This is a genomic window from Providencia sp. PROV202 (assembly GCF_028479565.1).
Taxonomy (GTDB): Bacteria; Pseudomonadota; Gammaproteobacteria; order Enterobacterales; family Enterobacteriaceae; genus Providencia; species Providencia zhijiangensis.
This window is the reverse complement of the sequence record NZ_JAMPNV010000014.1, coordinates 93980-110134: the sequence shown is the minus strand read 5'-3', so window position 1 is coordinate 110134 and position 16155 is coordinate 93980. Positions and strand designations below refer to the sequence as shown.

Here is a 16155-nt window from a genome sequence, read left to right as displayed (position 1 = left end):
AAAGACGTGAAAGCTTAGTCTTGATTTTGAGATAACTCAGCATCCGCTTGAGCCAGTTTATCGTCTTCCGATAAACATACCGCCGCAGTGAAAAGCACGTCCGTTGAAGAGTTCAGTGCTGTTTCCGCAGAGTCTTGCAGTACGCCAATCATCACGCCCACTGCAACCACTTGCATCGCGACTTCGTTCGAAATACCGAACATATTACATGCCAGTGGGATCAGTAATAATGAACCGCCTGCCACGCCAGATGCGCCACACGCACAAACCGCCGCAACCACGCTTAATAATAGCGCCGTCGGGATATCAACAGGGATCCCCAGTGTATGCACCGCTGCCAGTGTTAATACGGTGATGGTTACCGCAGCACCGCCCATGTTAATAGTTGCACCTAGCGGGATAGAAACAGAATAGGTATCTTCGTGCAGATTCATACGGCGACACATCCCCATGTTCACCGGAATGTTAGCTGCGGAGCTACGGGTAAAGAAGGCGGTTACGCCACTTTCACGTAAGCAAGCGAACACTAATGGGTATGGGTTACGTTTGATTTTCCAGTAAACAATCAGCGGGTTAACCACTAATGCCACAATAATCATACAGCCCAGTAATACCGCCAATACGTGGAAGTAACCTTTTAAGGTTTCAAAACCGGTTGTCGCAATTGTTGAAGACACTAAACCGAAAATACCTAATGGCGCTAAACGAATAACCACACGAACCAGCTGAGTCACGCTTAACGAAAAATCGTGGATCATGGTTTTGGTGGTTTCATTGGCATGACGCAATGCAATACCTAAACCAATCGCCCATGCCAAGATACCGATATAGTTCCCTTTGATCAGTGCATCGACTGGGTTAGCGAAAATATTAATCAGTAAGCCTTTAAGCACTTCAGCAATATTACCCGGAGGCGTTAATTGCGTATCGCCTACAGCTAAAATCAAGCTTGATGGGAACATAAATGAGCCAATCACCGCCACAACAGCCGCGAAGAATGTCCCTAAAATATACAGTACTAAAATTGGGCGAATGCTGGTTTTTTGCCCTTGGCGATGGTTAGCAATGGACGCCATAACCAACACCCAAACAAGTATTGGGGCAACGGCTTTTAACGCACTAACGAACAGGTCACCCAGTAAGCCTACGTTTTTTGCTGCCGACGGCCATAACCATGCCAATAAGATACCTGCAATCAAGCCTGCTAGGATTTGTTTGACCAAACTACCTTGACTAATTACTCGCCATAACCCTGCTTTATTTGTATCCATAATAGACCTTTATAATTTATCTTTTTTAGGAATTAAATGTGTTTGCCGAGCCAGTATAAGGAATATTAATCTCCTGAAAAGGCTATTATTCAAAATATACACAATGATTGATTGCAGTTAACATTAATTTTACATATCTGTGATCGCAATAGAGTTTTGTTTCTTATAGGAAACAGAGGACATAGAAAATGAGTGAGGGTTTTCAGATAGTTAAAATAAAAAAACACCTCAGATAAATCCAAGGTGTTTTTTAAAATTGTATCGATTACTACGAATGAGATTTAACGATCGGTTAAATCACGACCAGATAATCACGCTTCAGTGACGCGGATTTTTCCATCTCAACAGCATTATGACTTAATCAATTTTCTCGCTTCGTTGCGCTTATTCACGATGGTATTAACCACCAGCGTTAGAATTAAAATTGCAGCAACAGTACCTAACGAAACCGCAGTAGGAATATGGAAAATATCCATCAGCAACATTTTCACGCCGATAAAGCTTAAAATAATAGCTAAACCGTACTTAAGCATTGAGAATTTCTCAGCAACACCGGCTAATAAGAAGTACATTGCTCGTAAGCCTAAAATTGCAAACAGGTTAGACGTTAATACGATAAACGGGTCAGTGGTCACAGCAAAGATAGCGGGAATACTGTCTACCGCAAAGATAACATCACTGATTTCCACTAAGATTAAAACCAAAATTAATGGGGTAGCAAACAGCAATCCATTCTTTTTAATAAAGAATTTTTCGCCGTGTAACTCATCGGTCATCCGTAAATGTGAACGAACCCATTTAACTAATGGCTTTTCATTTATCGGTGAATCATCTTCTTTAGCAAACGCCATTTTGATCCCCGTAAACAGTAAGAACGCACCGAAAATATAGAGGATCCAGCTAAATTGCGTGACTAACCAGCTACCTGCAAAAATCATAATGGTACGCAGGACGATAGCCCCAAGTACCCCGTAAACAAGTACACGACGCTGTAAGTTTGCTGGAATAGCGAAGTAACCAAATAGCATTAACCAAACAAACACGTTATCCACGGCAAGGGCTTTTTCTAACAGATAACCGGTTAAGAACGCCATAGTTTGCGTGTTCGCGACTTCAGGTCCAACGGTATCATTAAAGTACCACCACAGGCCGCCCGCAAAAATCAGCGATAGAGTCACCCACAAGATGCTCCAGCCCGCCGCTTGCTTCATCGACATCGCCTGACCTTTATGTTTACCTTGCCAAAACATATCGATGAGTAACATCACAAGGATCATGACAGCAAAGCTGCCCCATAAAACAGGATTTCCAACAGAGTTCATTTTGATTCCTTTAAAAAACAAAAAACGGCTGATATCCAGAAGACATCAGCCGCTTAAACTGTTTTCACCCTAAGTAATCACTATACGGTTGTAAACGATGAGCAAACCTCGCCTTCTGGCAAGGTCTCACTTACAACACAGATCACCTAAGATAAGGAAATTGTGGTGCTCGGTTACCGGATGCAATTGTGTGCATCGTAATGACGATAATCCGACAGAAGAAGTTACTCCCCTTTGCTATGTGCACACAATAAGGTAATTAATCTTAAAAAGCAATGATTAGCTACCAATATGTTCATGCTATTTTTCGTTACCTAAACGTAAATAAACTGGTAAATAGTCAGATTAAATCCTCTTATTCAGCGCCATTCCCATTTTTTGTTATTTTAGAAAGGCAGTGGTTAAGAACCTAAAATGTAAAAATCAGCCGCAATTTAAATGAATTCTCAAAATAAGCTTAAAATTTACTGTTTAGTTATTTTCTGTTTTGTTAAAGTGATCGGGTTTTACACTAACAGCCCGAAGAAACAGCCGTTTTCTTCCGGCATTTACTTAATCCATTTCTGCTCAACAACATGTTTGTTGCTGTGATTGCCGTTTAGGAAACATTAATGGAATTAGTTAGAGAACTTTTTTTCGCCCTTTGGCACCAAGATTACGAAACCTTATCTAACCCATCGTTGATATGGTCGATTTATTTTATGCTGTTCATGATCCTATTATTGGAGAACGGCGTGCTCCCAGCTGCATTCTTACCCGGTGATAGTTTACTGATTCTTGTTGGCGTACTCATCGCAAAAGGTGCTCTTAGCTACCCATTAACCTTAGTGATTTTAACTGCGGGCGCCAGTATTGGTTGCTGGGTGGGTTATATCCAAGGTCGCTGGCTAGGTAATACAAAAATTGTCAAAGGCTGGTTATCACACCTCCCTGAACACTATCACCAGCGTGCTTATGGGCTATTCCATCGTCACGGCTTAGCTGCGCTACTGATTGGTCGATTCCTTGCATTTGTCAGAACATTACTACCAACCATCGCAGGGCTTGCGGGCTTGCAAAATGGGCGTTTCCAACTGTTTAACTGGTTAAGTGGGCTCCTTTGGGTGCTAATTTTGACCGCTATCGGCTATGGATTCGGTAAAAGCCCTATTTTCCAGCAATATGAGCATCAAATTATGAATGTCTTGATGCTTATTCCAGTTGGGTTATTAATTTTGGGTCTGATCGGCAGCATTGGTGTTGTCATCAAGAAAAAATTCGCCCGCAAATAAATAGCCGTCACTGAATCAAATCGAACAGCGGGATATATATCGCAATTCCCGCTTTCCTCTATCTCAATTCGAAATCTATGCCAATTAGTGATTGCACTTAAGCTAAAAAAAGCTATTGTACTATTATTAATGTCATAGGCTATTAAGGTCATACGTTATTAAGGTATTGCGTTATTTTTCTATTGATAGGAGGTTCTACTATGTCGTCCAATCATTCTTCTGAAGATCTACGTGCTGAACTTAAATCACTCGCAGACTCTCTCGAATCCATTCTGAATAGTACTCAAGATAAATCAAAAGAAGAGATCGAAAACTTAAAGGCTAAAGCCCGTGAAGCCCTCTCCTCTTCAAAAGCTAAACTCGGTCAAGCCAGTGATAAAATCACCGAGCAAACCAAAGAAATTGCAGGCCAAGCAGATTGCTATGTGCGTGAAAATCCATGGAAAAGCGTGGGTATCGGTGCAGCCGTCGGTGTAGTCTTAGGCATGCTGCTCAGCAAGCGCTAATCATCGCTTATGGAACAGTCGCCACGTCAAGGACCCGCTAAGCGGGTTCTAGATTCTCTGCAAAGAATTGCGGGTATCACCGTTAATATGGTTGAAACCCGCATTCAACTTATTGCAGTAGAATTAGAAGAAGAGAAACTCAACCTTGTTCAGTTATTATTACTTGCAGGGCTGACTCTTCTATTTTCTGCATTTGGTCTGATGTGCCTTATCGGGCTTATTTTTTGGTCTGTGGATCCCGTCTATCGTTATCAAGCTTTCGCTATCACGACCGGAACACTGATTTTACTCGCGATTATCTTTGCTATTTGGACGTTAAAAAAAGCGAAACAGTCCACGCTACTAAGCGCAACCCGTGAACAACTTCGTAATGACGCTAAAGCACTGGCAGGAACCGATGATGAGCAAAAGTAAACGTCAGTTACTTGCAGAAAGAAAGTCACGCTTAGTCTCTGATATTGAACTGCAGCGCATCCAGTTATCGGCCAGTAAGAAAGAGTGGCTACAAGCCACAGCGCCTTATGACCGCGCTTGGCAAACCCTGATGACCTTTCGCCCAATTGTTATCGCTGCGACGGGTCTTATCTCTATTTTTACCTTAAAACACCCCAATCGATTTATTTCACTGAGCAAGAAAGCCATTGCAACTTGGGGACTTATTCGTACCCTAAGAAGCAGCTTAAACAGTTCAAGTCAGAAATAACCCATCTCCTTAAGATAAAAATAATCATTATTTGTCAATATGATAGATAAAAGTGCCCTTTGGCACTTTTTTTCGCACCCAATTATACACATTCAATTTTTTTGTCTATCTTTGTTAATAAGCTTAGCTTTTTATTGAATGAGCTAAGTAATAAGATACGCACATCCAAGATTTCTAGCCTTTTCGTGCTGAAACTTAGCTTATAACGCGATAGATATCGCACTTTATTTATATTTAATGACCGTATTATCTGGAGAGACTCAATGAAAAATTTAGAAAGTGGAGCTATTTTATTAGCACGTATTATGATGCCAGTTCTGTTCATCGTTGCAGGTTACGGCAAATTAGGCGGGGCATATGAAGGCACTCAGCAATATATGCAAGCAATGGGCGTCCCAGGCTTTTTACTACCACTGACAATTTTACTTGAGTTAGGTGGTGGTCTGGCGGTGTTATTCGGTCTGTTAACACGTACAACCGCAATTTTCACTGCAGTGTTCACATTCTTAACTGCGATGCTTTTCCACACGAACTTCAGCGTTGAGCCAAACAGCTTGATGTTTATGAAAAATATGACCATTGCAGGCGGCTACATTCTGTTAGCAGTGACTGGCCCAGGCAAATTCAGTATCGACCATTTATTAAATAAAAAATGGTAATGAGCTCCAACCTCCTCGCCTATAGCGACCTATAGGCAGGGAGTCAACAGTACCCTCAAGTCAACATCCTTTTCCATAAGTTAAATGCCTTTGCACCTCTTGTCCGAGGTGCTTTTTTTTTGCTTTTATCGTTGCTTTCTTTTTATTTTCGCTTTTCGCTTTAAAAAAGAATTAAAGAATAGGTTACGAGTGATCTCTAAATAATTTGTCTTGTAGGTAGGCGGTCAACGAGGATATCTCGGGGAGCATACACAAGTATGTGACTCGAGTAGCCGAGAGCAACCAACACCCCTACAATGCAAAGTATGACGAGATCAACCAACACAGCTACAACTTAAAGTATGACGAGATCACCCTCTAAATAATTTGGGAATTTCTCGGAGACACCACGACTTTGCCTCTCCCATGCTATCGCGTCGCCACGCCATAATCATATTCGACTCATGACTAAACTCCGCCCCCACCACTCGCAGGCGCCCTTCCTTAATATCTTGCTCCACCAGCGGATATGGCATTGTCGCCACTCCTAGCCCTGCAATCAGCGCCTTGCGCTTATCTTCGATGCTCGATACCGTCAATCTTTGCTGCTTATCCAGCAGTTGCACGGTGATCACTGGGCGCTCACGGGCAGTATCTGCCACCGCAATACCTCGGTATTTCACGCGTGTGGTTTCAGAAAGCGGCTCGGGCTCTTGGTGAATAGGATGGTTTGGGCTTGCCACATAAATATGGTTCAGGGTATACAGCACTTTGGAGTTAATTTCAGAGGATGAACGGAAATGCATATCTGGTGCGATAACAATATCCGCACGCCCGGATTCGAGTCGCTCCCATGCCCCTGCTAGCACCTCAGTAATTAAAGAGAGTTGGGTGTCGGATTTCTCAGCCAGTTTATCCACCAGCGGGAATAAAGACTCTGCCGGAACCAGCGCTTCACACACAATCGTCAGGTGAGTTTCCCAACCTTTAGCCAGCGCCTCCGCATCCGAGGTGAGTTTATCGGCGGCTTCAAGTAACACCCGCCCACGCTCTAACAGCATGCGCCCCACATTGGTAAATTTAGTTCGATGTCCTGAACGGTCAAACAAAATAACATCAAGTTCTTCTTCTAACTTCTGCATGGTATAGCTCAATGCCGAAGGAACGCGACCCAGCTCTTCCGCCGCTGCCGCGAAGCTGCCACGCCTATCGATTGCATCCATCACCCTTAACGACTCAAGTGTTAATGCTCTCTCTTTGCTCATGATGTATCTCTTTCAGGAAATTTGAATGATGGAAACAGATTAACTGGCTAACAATTCAACGTCCAGATATTTATTATAACAATATATTACTAGCTATATATTTTGAGTGAGGGTTAACCATTATGATGAAATTAAGATCAGTTAACCATTGTGGGAAAGCAGACTACGGTTGGTTACAGGCACGCTATACTTTTTCGTTTGGTCACTATTTTGATCCAGACTTAATGGGCTTTAAAACCCTAAAAGTGCTAAATCAAGAAGTGCTTGCGCCAGATAATGCTTTTCAACCAAGAGTTTATCCTCATGTTGATATTGTGAACATCATCCTGCAAGGTCAAGCTGAATACCGCGATAACGTAGGTAATACCGTCAGTGCAAAAGCAGGGGAATGCGTCAGTTTTTCACCTCGTCCTGACCTGAGCTACAGTGAACACAATATCAGTGAGACAACGCCATTAACACGGCTTCAGTTGTGGCTAAATGCGTGCCCACAACAGGAATCTATGCCTCCCCAAAAGTTGGCATTAGCGGAGAAAGATAACAAGCTTATCGCGTCACCCGATGGGGACAATAATAGCCTACAACTTCGCCAAAAAATTTGGATAAGCCAGATTTATCTTGAGCCTAATGAGTCGAAAGCCCTCGTATTACGAGGTAAAAATGCCTACCTGCAATCCATTCATGGTGGTTTACAGGTTAGCGGAAAAGAATCACAATCTTTATCAATGAGCTGTAACGATGGCTTATTTATCCAAGATGAAAATTCCCTAACGCTCACCAGCGACCGAGCATTTAGAGGTTTGTTAATTGATTTAGGTGAATCGTTTTAATTCTATTCAGGGGCGGAAAAAGTGAATTTAATCCGTAGATCGCGCAAAATTTGCGAATAGATTCGCAAATTTCATCATTTCTATTTCCGCTATCCTGATACCACTGTGTTAGAGTCCAGCCATAAGACAGTTAAAAAACCATCAGTTTTTAACTCCGAACTTTATTTTTTGATTTTAAAGGGGTTCTTGTGGCTTTATTCATTTTGCAGCGACACAATCAAATTTTCTCTCGGATCCTCAATGAGGTTGTCCCTCAAGATGAATTAGCGAAACAGTTTTCCGTTTCCACCCGCACTATTCGTTCAGATATCAATGAAATCAACGAATTAATCAAAGATCATAGCGCTCATATTATGTATGAACGCGGGCGGGGGTATCGATTAAAAATCGAAAATGATGAAGTTTTTTCTACATTTACCAAACTTAATGATAAAAACAGCCAAATCCCACGCACCAGCAAAGAGCGTATTGATGCCCTATTACTCAAGCTGCTAATGCTGTCCCTACCTGTCAAGCTCGATGATATTGCCGAAGAGTGGTTTGTTAGCCGCAGTACCATTCAGCAAGATATGGGAGCCGTTCGTGAGCATCTTCATCGCTATCAAGTGCAATTGGAGAGCATCCCCCATCAAGGGATCCGCTTAAATGGTAGTGAGTGGGCTATTCGTGCTTGTATGACTGAAGCACTCTGGCGGCAGTTTAGCGAGCAAATCACTCCCGACCTCGCCACATTCACCCCGGAAAGTCTGGACAATCTCGATTTAACCTATATCGATAAAGTGGTTCATAACAGTTTGAATCGCTTTGATATTCGTATCAGCAATGAAGGCCATCTTTATCTTGTATTTAACTGCGCCGTCACCATTTTGCGTATTACCCGCGGCCATGAACTCACTGCCAGCGTCAACAACGAAGAGTTAGAAGAAATCATTACTCAAGCCAGTGATGAAATTTCTAAAGGGCTAATTTACTTCCTTGGTAATGATTTATCCGCAGCTGAATTGAGCTTTTTGCACGACCAAATCATCGCGCAGCGTATTAGTAACCAGCATGCATCAACACAAAAACATCATCATCACAATGAGTTATCTGAATATATCTTAAATTATATCAACGAGTTGTATAACTATGATTTGCGGAATGATGAAAAGCTAAAGAAAGATCTGAATACCCATCTTTCAGCCTTAATGACTCGCCTTCAATACCATATTTCCACCCCAAACCCGCTGCTTTCAGACATTAAACAGTATTATCCATTTGCTTATGATGTCACGTTAAGCGCCTTAACCAGTGCCAGTAAGCAGCTGCTTCCACATCCCATTAATGAAGATGAACTGGGTTACTTAGCGGTGCACATTGGGGTTAGCCTTGAACGAAATTATGGGGCAGGTTCCGCACGCCAGACGGAAGTGTTAGTGGTCACGGATGCGGGTAACTCCACCTTTCGCGTGGTGGAATCCAAAATTATGCGTGAATTTCCGCAGCTCAAATTTAGCCGGGGGCTAACGCTGCAAGAGTATGAATCGTTGGATGAAGTCGCAGAAGACTTTGTGATCACCACCGTACGGATCTCAGAGAAAAATAAACCCGTTATTAAAATTGCACCCTTTCCAACCCCCTACCAGCTCGAACAAGTGGGTCGCTTAGCGATGGTGGATCAGACCCGTCCCTATATTATTGAACGCTTCTTCGATGAACGTTTCTTTATGGTTATCAATGAAAAAATTAGCCAAGAGACGCTGTTCAAAACTGTCTGCCAGAAACTGCAATTAGAAGGCTATGTCACCGCAGATTTTTATCCTTCATTGCAAGAACGGGAATCGATTGTCTCGACATTGCTGGGCGAAGGGATCGCCCTTCCTCACTCTTTAGGGTTACTTGCCAATAAAACCATCGTGACCACTATCCTTGCCCCGCAAGGCATCGAGTGGAACAAAGAGACCAAAGAGAACGCCTATGTGATTTTCTTATTGGCAATCAGCAAAACTGACTATGAAGAAGCGATGGCGATTTATGATTTGTTTGTCACCTTCGTCAAAGAGAAAACCACCCGCCGTCTTGTGAATGTCAAAAATTTCAATGAGTTCCAAGCTATCGCCAAAGATAGTCTCGCGCGAATTTTGTAGTTTCCTTTTACTTCCACCTCCTTGTGGAAAAAGGGAGGTGGGAACTATTTACGTGATCCTAACCACAACTCCACCAAATGATTTTTAGTCCAAATTGTCCACTTCATGCGTAAACCAACGTAAGTGGAAGTGAAGATTTCCACTCTATATAGATTTCCACAAATTCATTTCCACTTTTATTTATTAACCTAAGAGCTATTTCCACTATCCCAAAAATATCTTTAATAAATTGAAATATAATAAATTTATTATATTACTCATTATCCAATCATCCCAATTCACCCTCTGAATGTGTTAGTTTTTCCAGTTAACTTCCTCTTAGAGCGAAAATTAATCGCCACCCTTCCAGTTTCACTTCCAAAATATTTCCACTTTGAACTGGAAATTCCCTGTCTGCAAAATTATTCAAGAAGCGATTAAGGTATTAGTCATGAAGAAAAAAGTGATTTGATTTGAAATATTACCTTGGATTTTAAACAGTTATGAATGAATCAGTTGTAGTTTTCAAAATGTTAGAAGACGATCTTGATATCCATCAGGTCACACAAGAACTGCTAGCAGTGATTACTGACTGGCTCAAACTGGAGGGTTGCTACACCACGGATGTACAGCAACAAATGCTGGAGTCTCATCTACGTGCCATGGTCGCTCGAGCCAAAACCGGTGAAGCCTTACCGGAAGTGGATATCAGTTTATTTGATGAAATCTCGGATCACTCCATTGCATTAGCGCAACGCGTTGTCGATACCTTGCCAGGGCTTGCGCCAGAAGAGACTTATTTGCTCTCAGTTCACTTTGAAGTTGCCCGTTCTAATGATTAATTTTTAGCACCTTATTTTTAGCATTCGGTCTTGGAGAATATTTTATGAAACAGATAGTTATTGTTATCGGCGATCGTTTAGGTAAAGGGCAAAAAGTGGCTGCGGGCGTTGAAGCTGCCGGCGGAAAAGCCATCGTTGTTCCCGGTGTCGCTGCTGACATGAAACTGGGGGATGTGATGAACCAAGAACAAGCTGATCTTGGCATTTCATTCTGTGGTAGCGGTGGTGCAGGCGCCATTACAGCTCAAACCAAATATGGCTACAAAGCGCGTTATGGGATGCGTTCGATTGAAGAGGGAGAAACCGCCATTGCTGAAGGTTGCAATGTTTTAGGTTTCGGTTTTATGGACAAGGAAGAGTTAGGCGAGCGCTTAGTTAAAGCTTTTAATAAAAAATACGGCAACGCTTAATGAAAAAATCTATCGAAACGACTGTACGGGTGACAGGGCAAGGCGACACAAAGCAAAAAGCGATTGCTGACGCCTTAAATTCGATTCAAAAAACCGTACTTAAGAACAGTACCGACATCATTCTGCGGATAGAACCCAAGGATGTTGAGGTTGTTAGTGCTCACTCTCATTCGCGGACAGAAAAGTTTCTTTTTCTCTTTTTGCCACGCAAACGTGAACATTTCCGAGTTGTTCTCGACGTTTCGCTGGATGTTACCTTACTTTCTGTCAACGAAATTCCATTTACAGAACAATAAAAGCAATCAGGTCTGGAGTAAATTCCATGAGTGAAACTGCATCTTTCTTAGAAATATTGGGCATGTCCCTCATTATCGGCGGTCTCTGCGGCTTTGGTTTAGGCGCAGGGGCGGCACGTATGTTCCACGCGCCAACCGTTCAAGGTATGGGCGCATTCCGTACCCTTGGTGAGTTAAACGCGTGTGAGGGCGACCCTGCATCACACTTCTCATTCGGCTTAGGATTCTTCTTCAACGCATGGGCATCATCGGTCGCTGCGGGTGCCTTCACCCAAGACGTTGATCACCGCATCATCCCTAACTGGGGTGCCGCTGCTCTATTAACTAAAAACCGTAGTGTGGCAGATACCCTGCATAACCCGAAAAAAATGGCGATTGCCTGTGCCATTATCGGGGCATTGGTGGTCGCCTTCTTAAATACCACGGCGTCCGCAGTACCCGCCGCGCTACAAACCACCGCGATCAACGTACTGGTTCCGGCGGCTAACTTACTGGTTAACACCGTGATGCCCGTGATTTTCTGGTTAGCCGCGATGGACGCAGGTCGTCGTTCCGGTTTCTGGGCAACCTTATTTGGTGGTTGCGCCCAATTAATCATGGGTAACGCTATCCCAGGTTTAGTGTTAGGGATCTTGATTGGTAAAGGCGTGGATGACAATGGCTGGAACCGTATCACTCGTACCATGATGATCACCGTTGTTCTGCTGTTCGTTCTCAGTGGCTTCTTCCGCGAGTTTGACCTGAAGATGATCACCTCTTTCAACTTAGACAAACCACTGTGGCTTGAATATGTCCACGGACTGCTGAGCGGGAAATAATCATGACAACTGAAATTAATAAACAAGACTTTTGGTACGCGGAATGGTCTTTCCCTATCTTTGTTGGTCTGTTATCTGCAGGGATCTTCGCGGGTACCCATATGTACGTCGTGTACGGGTTCGGCGCATTTAACGAAGTGGCATTCGTCGCGATGTTACGCGCAGGGCTAGATACAGGGGTTTACGGTGCCGTCGCCGCCTTCGGTGCAAGCTTCCTGTTTGCGCGGATTATCGAAGGGTCATTAGTGGGGATTTTGGATATCGGTGGTGCACTACAAACCGGTATTGGCTTAGGGGTTCCCGCCCTATTTTTAGCCGCTGGCTGGGATATTTTAGTCACTAACTTCTGGATATCCCTGATCACAGGTTTATTCCTTGGTGTGCTTATCGGCTTAATTATCGTGTTCGCCCGTAAGTTTACCATTGCACAAGCGAACTCAACGTTTGGTGCAGACGTCATGATGGGCGCAGGTAACACGTCAGGTCGTTTTTTGGGTCCATTGATTATCCTTGCCGCAATGGCCGCGTCTATTCCGATTGGTATTGGCGCACTGATTGGTTCACTGATTTTCTATGTATGGCAAAAACCAGTCGCCGGTGGCGCTATCTTAGGCGCAATGTTATTTGGGTATTTCTTCCCACTCGCAGTTTAATAGCATTTAGAACAAACACTTGAGCATACTCTAAATAATTCAAGCTGCAGCTAGGCGGCAAGCGACGATATCCCTAGGAGCATACATAAGTATGTGACTAGGGTAGCGAAAGAGCAGCCAACAACACTGCGGTTTGAAGTATGACGAGTATGACAGAGGGATATTATGTACTCACTAATAATCAAACACGCCAAGCGTATCGATGGTTCAATTATCGATATCCTAATCAAAGATGGAAAAATCGAAGCAGCGGGTCCTGAGCTTTCCCACAATCAGCAAGCTGAGAAAATCATTAATCTTGAAGGAAAGCTGTATGTTAGCGCTGGATGGATTGATTCTCACGCCCACTGTTTTGCCGAGTCGCCGATTTACTTCGATGAACCAGATCTCGCTGGTGCCGCTGGCGGTGTCACTTCACTGGTTGATGCGGGTAGTGTGGGTGCTGATGATATTGACAGGTTTTATCGGCTAACCACTCAATCCAAAACTAATGTCTTCTCTCTGCTGAATATTTCGCGCATTGGCATTATTGCTCAGAATGAGCTGTCCAACATGGACAATATCGACGATGCGAGTTTTCAAGCCGCACTTGAGCGCCATCCCAGCTTTGTGGTGGGCATGAAAGCGCGTATGAGCAAAAGTGTAGTTGGTGAGAATGGTATTGCGCCTTTGGTTAAAGCCAAAGAAATGCAGAAAAAGCACCATCTTCCATTAATGGTACACATTGGAAATAACCCGCCTAATATTGATGAAGTCGCTGACTTACTCACCCGTGGGGACATCATTACCCACTGCTTTAATGGCAAACCAAATAAAATTTTAGGGGATGATGGATACCTAAAACCGTCTATTGCCCGCGCCCTCGCCCGTGGTGTGATCCTCGATGTGGGTCACGGCGGTGAAAGCTTTAGCTTCAAAGTCGCAGAGCAAGCCATGCGAATTGGCACCTATCCAGACATTATCAGCTCAGACATCTATCACCGTAACCGTGTGAATGGCCCTGTTTATAGCCTTGCATTCGTGATGACGAAATTCCTATGCATGGGCTTTAGCGCCGAACAAATTTTACGCTGTGTCACTGAGAAAGCCGCAGATTTACTGTCGCTTCCTGCTAAAGGTTATTTAAGACCGGGCTTTGATGCTGACATCACGCTATTTGACCTCAAAGAAGAGGCAACCGAGCTGACGGATGCCGACGGCGAGCATCGCATCGGTACCCATCGTTTTGTTCCTGTTGCTGCCATCGTTGGTGGAAAGCACATTATTCCTGCACAAGGCGAATCTGAACATGCAATCAATCTATGAAAAATATCAGTTAAAACACGTTATTAATGCCTCCGGTCGTATGACCATCTTAGGCGTTTCTACCCCAACGCCTGAAGTGATCGAGCGCGTAACGTATGGGTTGAACCATTATTTTGAAATTAAAGACTTAGTAAACAAAACCGGGGAGTACATCGCTCAACTGCTCAATGTTGAAGCTGCGGTTGTGGTTTCCTGTGCCTCTGCAGGTATTGCTCAAGCGGTGGCGGCAGTGATTGTACAAGATGATGAGGATTTGCTGCTTAACTTGCACTCCTCCAGCAAATCCGTTCCTCGTGAAATTATTTTGCCAAAAGGGCATAACGTGAACTTTGGCGCCCCCGTGGACACGATGGTCACGTTAGGTGGCGGTAAAGTGGTTGAAGCCGGTTTTGCGAATGAATGTAGCGCTGCGCAGTTAGCAGCAAAAATCACCTCGCAAACCGCTGCCATTTTGTACATCAAATCCCACCATACCGTACAAAAGAGCATGTTAACTGTGGCGGAAGCCGCCAAAATCGCGCATGCCCACCAGCTTCCGTTGATCGTGGATGCGGCCGCGGAAGAAGATTTAACTGCCTACTACCAAGCGGGGGGCGACCTTGTGATTTACAGTGGTGCCAAAGCGATTGAAGGGCCGACCAGCGGCTTGGTTGTTGGTAAAAAACAGTATGTTGAATGGGTTAAACGCCAATCTCAAGGCATTGGCCGTGCGATGAAAGTTGGTAAAGAAGGTATTTTGGGCTTAACACTGGCTATCGAGCAGTACCTTACCGCCACCAAAGAAACTGGGGCACAGATGGTTAGCCGTATGGATAAATTCCTTAAAGATTTAAATGCGATAGCCGGTATTTCAGCCCGTATTGTTTGGGATGCCGCTGGGCGTGATATCGCCAGAGCCGAGATCAGTTTCGATGAAAAAGCGCTTGGTAAAACCACCTACCAAATCATGGATGAGCTGAAGCAAGGCAATACCGCGATTTATTTTCGTGAGTACAAAGCCAATGAAGGTAAGGTTGAGGCCGACATTCGCAGCGTCAGTACCGAGCAACTTGACGTCATTTCGCAGCAAATTCGTACGCTAGTAGAAGGAATTTAACATGAAGTTGTCACCAAATTTTTACCATGACCGTGTGTGCCTGAACGTCCTAGCGGGGAGCCATCAAAACGCAAAAGAGATTTATGCCGCGGCGGAGAGTTTTGTGGTGGTAGGGGTGTTATCCAAAAATTATCCTGATCTTGAAAGTGCCATTGCGGATATGAAGGTGTACGCCAAGGAAGTACACAATGCGTTATCTGTCGGTTTAGGTGCTGGCGACCCTAAGCAGTCCACCATGGTGTCTCTGATTTCAAAAGAAGTTCAACCACAGCATGTGAATCAAGTATTTACAGGTGCACCGATTAGCCGTGCGCTACTGGGTCAGAATGAAACGTTCGTCAATGCGTTAATTTCCCCAACAGGCACCGTGGGTATGGTGAAAATCTCAACAGGTCCATTAAGCGCTCAAGCACCAGATGGCATTGTGCCGATTGAAACCGCCATTATGATGCTCAAAGATATGGGCGCAGATTCAGTGAAGTTCTTTAATATGCAGGGGTTGAAGTATATTGAGGAATACAAAGCTATCGCAGAAGCTTGCGCGAAGTTTGATTTTTCTTTAGAGCCTACGGGTGGTATTGATTTAGAAAATTTCGCCGAGATCCTGCAAGTCGCCCTCGACGCTGGTGTGAAGAAAATCATCCCGCATATTTACAGTTCTATTATCGACAAAACTACTGGTGATACCCGCCCAGAGGATGTCCGCCAATTGCTAAACATGGTCAAAAACGCGGTAAATTGATGTGGCAATAAGCTGCACATAAGAAAATAAATATTAGCGAGATATTAAAGTACTTACCATCATAACCATGATGAAGCAGCCA

The 16155-nt window shown here is 43.9% G+C and carries 18 protein-coding genes; 15 read left to right on the top strand and 3 right to left on the bottom strand.

Features of this window, described 5'->3' with window-relative positions; translation table 11 throughout:
- Window positions 1-14: 14 nt before the first annotated feature.
- A complete protein-coding gene (gene sstT / locus PR799_RS11000) occupies window positions 15-1271 on the bottom strand; it encodes a serine/threonine transporter SstT (protein ID WP_154627720.1) in 1257 nt (418 codons plus the stop codon).
- Between the two features lie 350 nt (window positions 1272-1621).
- Window positions 1622-2593: a TerC family protein gene (locus PR799_RS10995; RefSeq protein WP_154627721.1), complete on the bottom strand. Its 972-nt coding sequence runs from the start codon at window positions 2591-2593 to the stop codon at window positions 1622-1624.
- Between the two features lie 611 nt (window positions 2594-3204).
- Between PR799_RS10995 and PR799_RS10990 the strand changes: the two genes are divergently transcribed.
- From PR799_RS10990 to PR799_RS10970, 5 genes are all read left to right on the top strand, one after another.
- A complete protein-coding gene (locus PR799_RS10990) occupies window positions 3205-3864 on the top strand; it encodes a DedA family protein (protein ID WP_154603423.1) in 660 nt (219 codons plus the stop codon).
- Window positions 3865-4064: 200 nt separating this feature from the next.
- Entirely contained in the window at window positions 4065-4370 is a 306-nt protein-coding gene (locus PR799_RS10985; protein ID WP_154603424.1) for a DUF883 family protein, read from the top strand.
- 9 nt (window positions 4371-4379) lie between these two features.
- The gene (locus PR799_RS10980; RefSeq protein WP_154603425.1) at window positions 4380-4784 is read left to right on the top strand and encodes a phage holin family protein; all 405 of its coding nucleotides are present in this window, start codon (window positions 4380-4382) and stop codon (window positions 4782-4784) included.
- Window positions 4771-5073, top strand: coding sequence for a YqjK-like family protein (locus PR799_RS10975; RefSeq protein ID WP_230086679.1), 303 nt, complete (start codon window positions 4771-4773; stop codon window positions 5071-5073). The genes PR799_RS10980 and PR799_RS10975 overlap by 14 nt, the downstream gene beginning before the upstream one ends.
- Window positions 5074-5336: 263 nt before the next feature.
- Window positions 5337-5732 carry a DoxX family protein gene (locus tag PR799_RS10970; protein ID WP_006659138.1) on the top strand — a complete coding sequence of 132 codons (396 nt, stop codon included), beginning with the start codon at window positions 5337-5339 and terminating at the stop codon, window positions 5730-5732.
- 350 nt (window positions 5733-6082) lie between these two features.
- Here PR799_RS10970 and PR799_RS10965 read toward each other — a convergent pair whose 3' ends face one another.
- Complete coding sequence (locus PR799_RS10965; RefSeq protein WP_272522042.1) at window positions 6083-6976, bottom strand: LysR family transcriptional regulator; 894 nt, start codon at window positions 6974-6976, stop codon at window positions 6083-6085.
- Window positions 6977-7098: 122 nt separating this feature from the next.
- Between PR799_RS10965 and PR799_RS10960 the strand changes: the two genes are divergently transcribed.
- The 10 genes from PR799_RS10960 to dagF all read left to right on the top strand — a co-directional run bounded on the left by PR799_RS10960 (window position 7099) and on the right by dagF (window position 16073).
- Entirely contained in the window at window positions 7099-7806 is a 708-nt protein-coding gene (locus tag PR799_RS10960; protein WP_154627723.1) for a pirin family protein, read from the top strand.
- A 188-nt stretch (window positions 7807-7994) separates the two neighbouring features.
- The gene (locus PR799_RS10955) at window positions 7995-9932 is read left to right on the top strand and encodes a BglG family transcription antiterminator (RefSeq protein WP_272522041.1); all 1938 of its coding nucleotides are present in this window, start codon (window positions 7995-7997) and stop codon (window positions 9930-9932) included.
- A 482-nt stretch (window positions 9933-10414) separates the two neighbouring features.
- Window positions 10415-10753 carry a transcriptional antiterminator gene (locus tag PR799_RS10950; protein WP_154603428.1) on the top strand — a complete coding sequence of 113 codons (339 nt, stop codon included), beginning with the start codon at window positions 10415-10417 and terminating at the stop codon, window positions 10751-10753.
- 44 nt (window positions 10754-10797) lie between these two features.
- Window positions 10798-11163 (top strand): SFCGS family glycine-rich protein, encoded by a 366-nt coding sequence (locus PR799_RS10945; RefSeq protein WP_036956157.1) that lies wholly within the window; start codon window positions 10798-10800, stop codon window positions 11161-11163.
- Window positions 11163-11459, top strand: coding sequence for a DUF4312 family protein (locus PR799_RS10940; protein ID WP_006659132.1), 297 nt, complete (start codon window positions 11163-11165; stop codon window positions 11457-11459). Before PR799_RS10945 ends, PR799_RS10940 begins: the two co-directional genes overlap by 1 nt.
- A gap of 26 nt (window positions 11460-11485) precedes the next feature.
- Window positions 11486-12277 carry a DUF4311 domain-containing protein gene (locus PR799_RS10935; RefSeq protein ID WP_004258184.1) on the top strand — a complete coding sequence of 264 codons (792 nt, stop codon included), beginning with the start codon at window positions 11486-11488 and terminating at the stop codon, window positions 12275-12277.
- Between the two features lie 2 nt (window positions 12278-12279).
- Window positions 12280-12930 (top strand): DUF4310 family protein, encoded by a 651-nt coding sequence (locus PR799_RS10930; protein WP_154627726.1) that lies wholly within the window; start codon window positions 12280-12282, stop codon window positions 12928-12930.
- A 165-nt stretch (window positions 12931-13095) separates the two neighbouring features.
- Window positions 13096-14235, top strand: coding sequence for an amidohydrolase/deacetylase family metallohydrolase (locus tag PR799_RS10925; protein WP_154627727.1), 1140 nt, complete (start codon window positions 13096-13098; stop codon window positions 14233-14235).
- Window positions 14219-15331, top strand: a complete 1113-nt coding sequence (locus PR799_RS10920) for a DgaE family pyridoxal phosphate-dependent ammonia lyase (RefSeq protein ID WP_272522040.1) — start codon at window positions 14219-14221, stop codon at window positions 15329-15331. Before PR799_RS10925 ends, PR799_RS10920 begins: the two co-directional genes overlap by 17 nt.
- Before the next feature lies 1 nt (window position 15332).
- Window positions 15333-16073, top strand: coding sequence for a 2-dehydro-3-deoxy-phosphogluconate aldolase (gene dagF / locus PR799_RS10915; protein ID WP_154627729.1), 741 nt, complete (start codon window positions 15333-15335; stop codon window positions 16071-16073).
- Window positions 16074-16155: the final 82 nt, after the last annotated feature.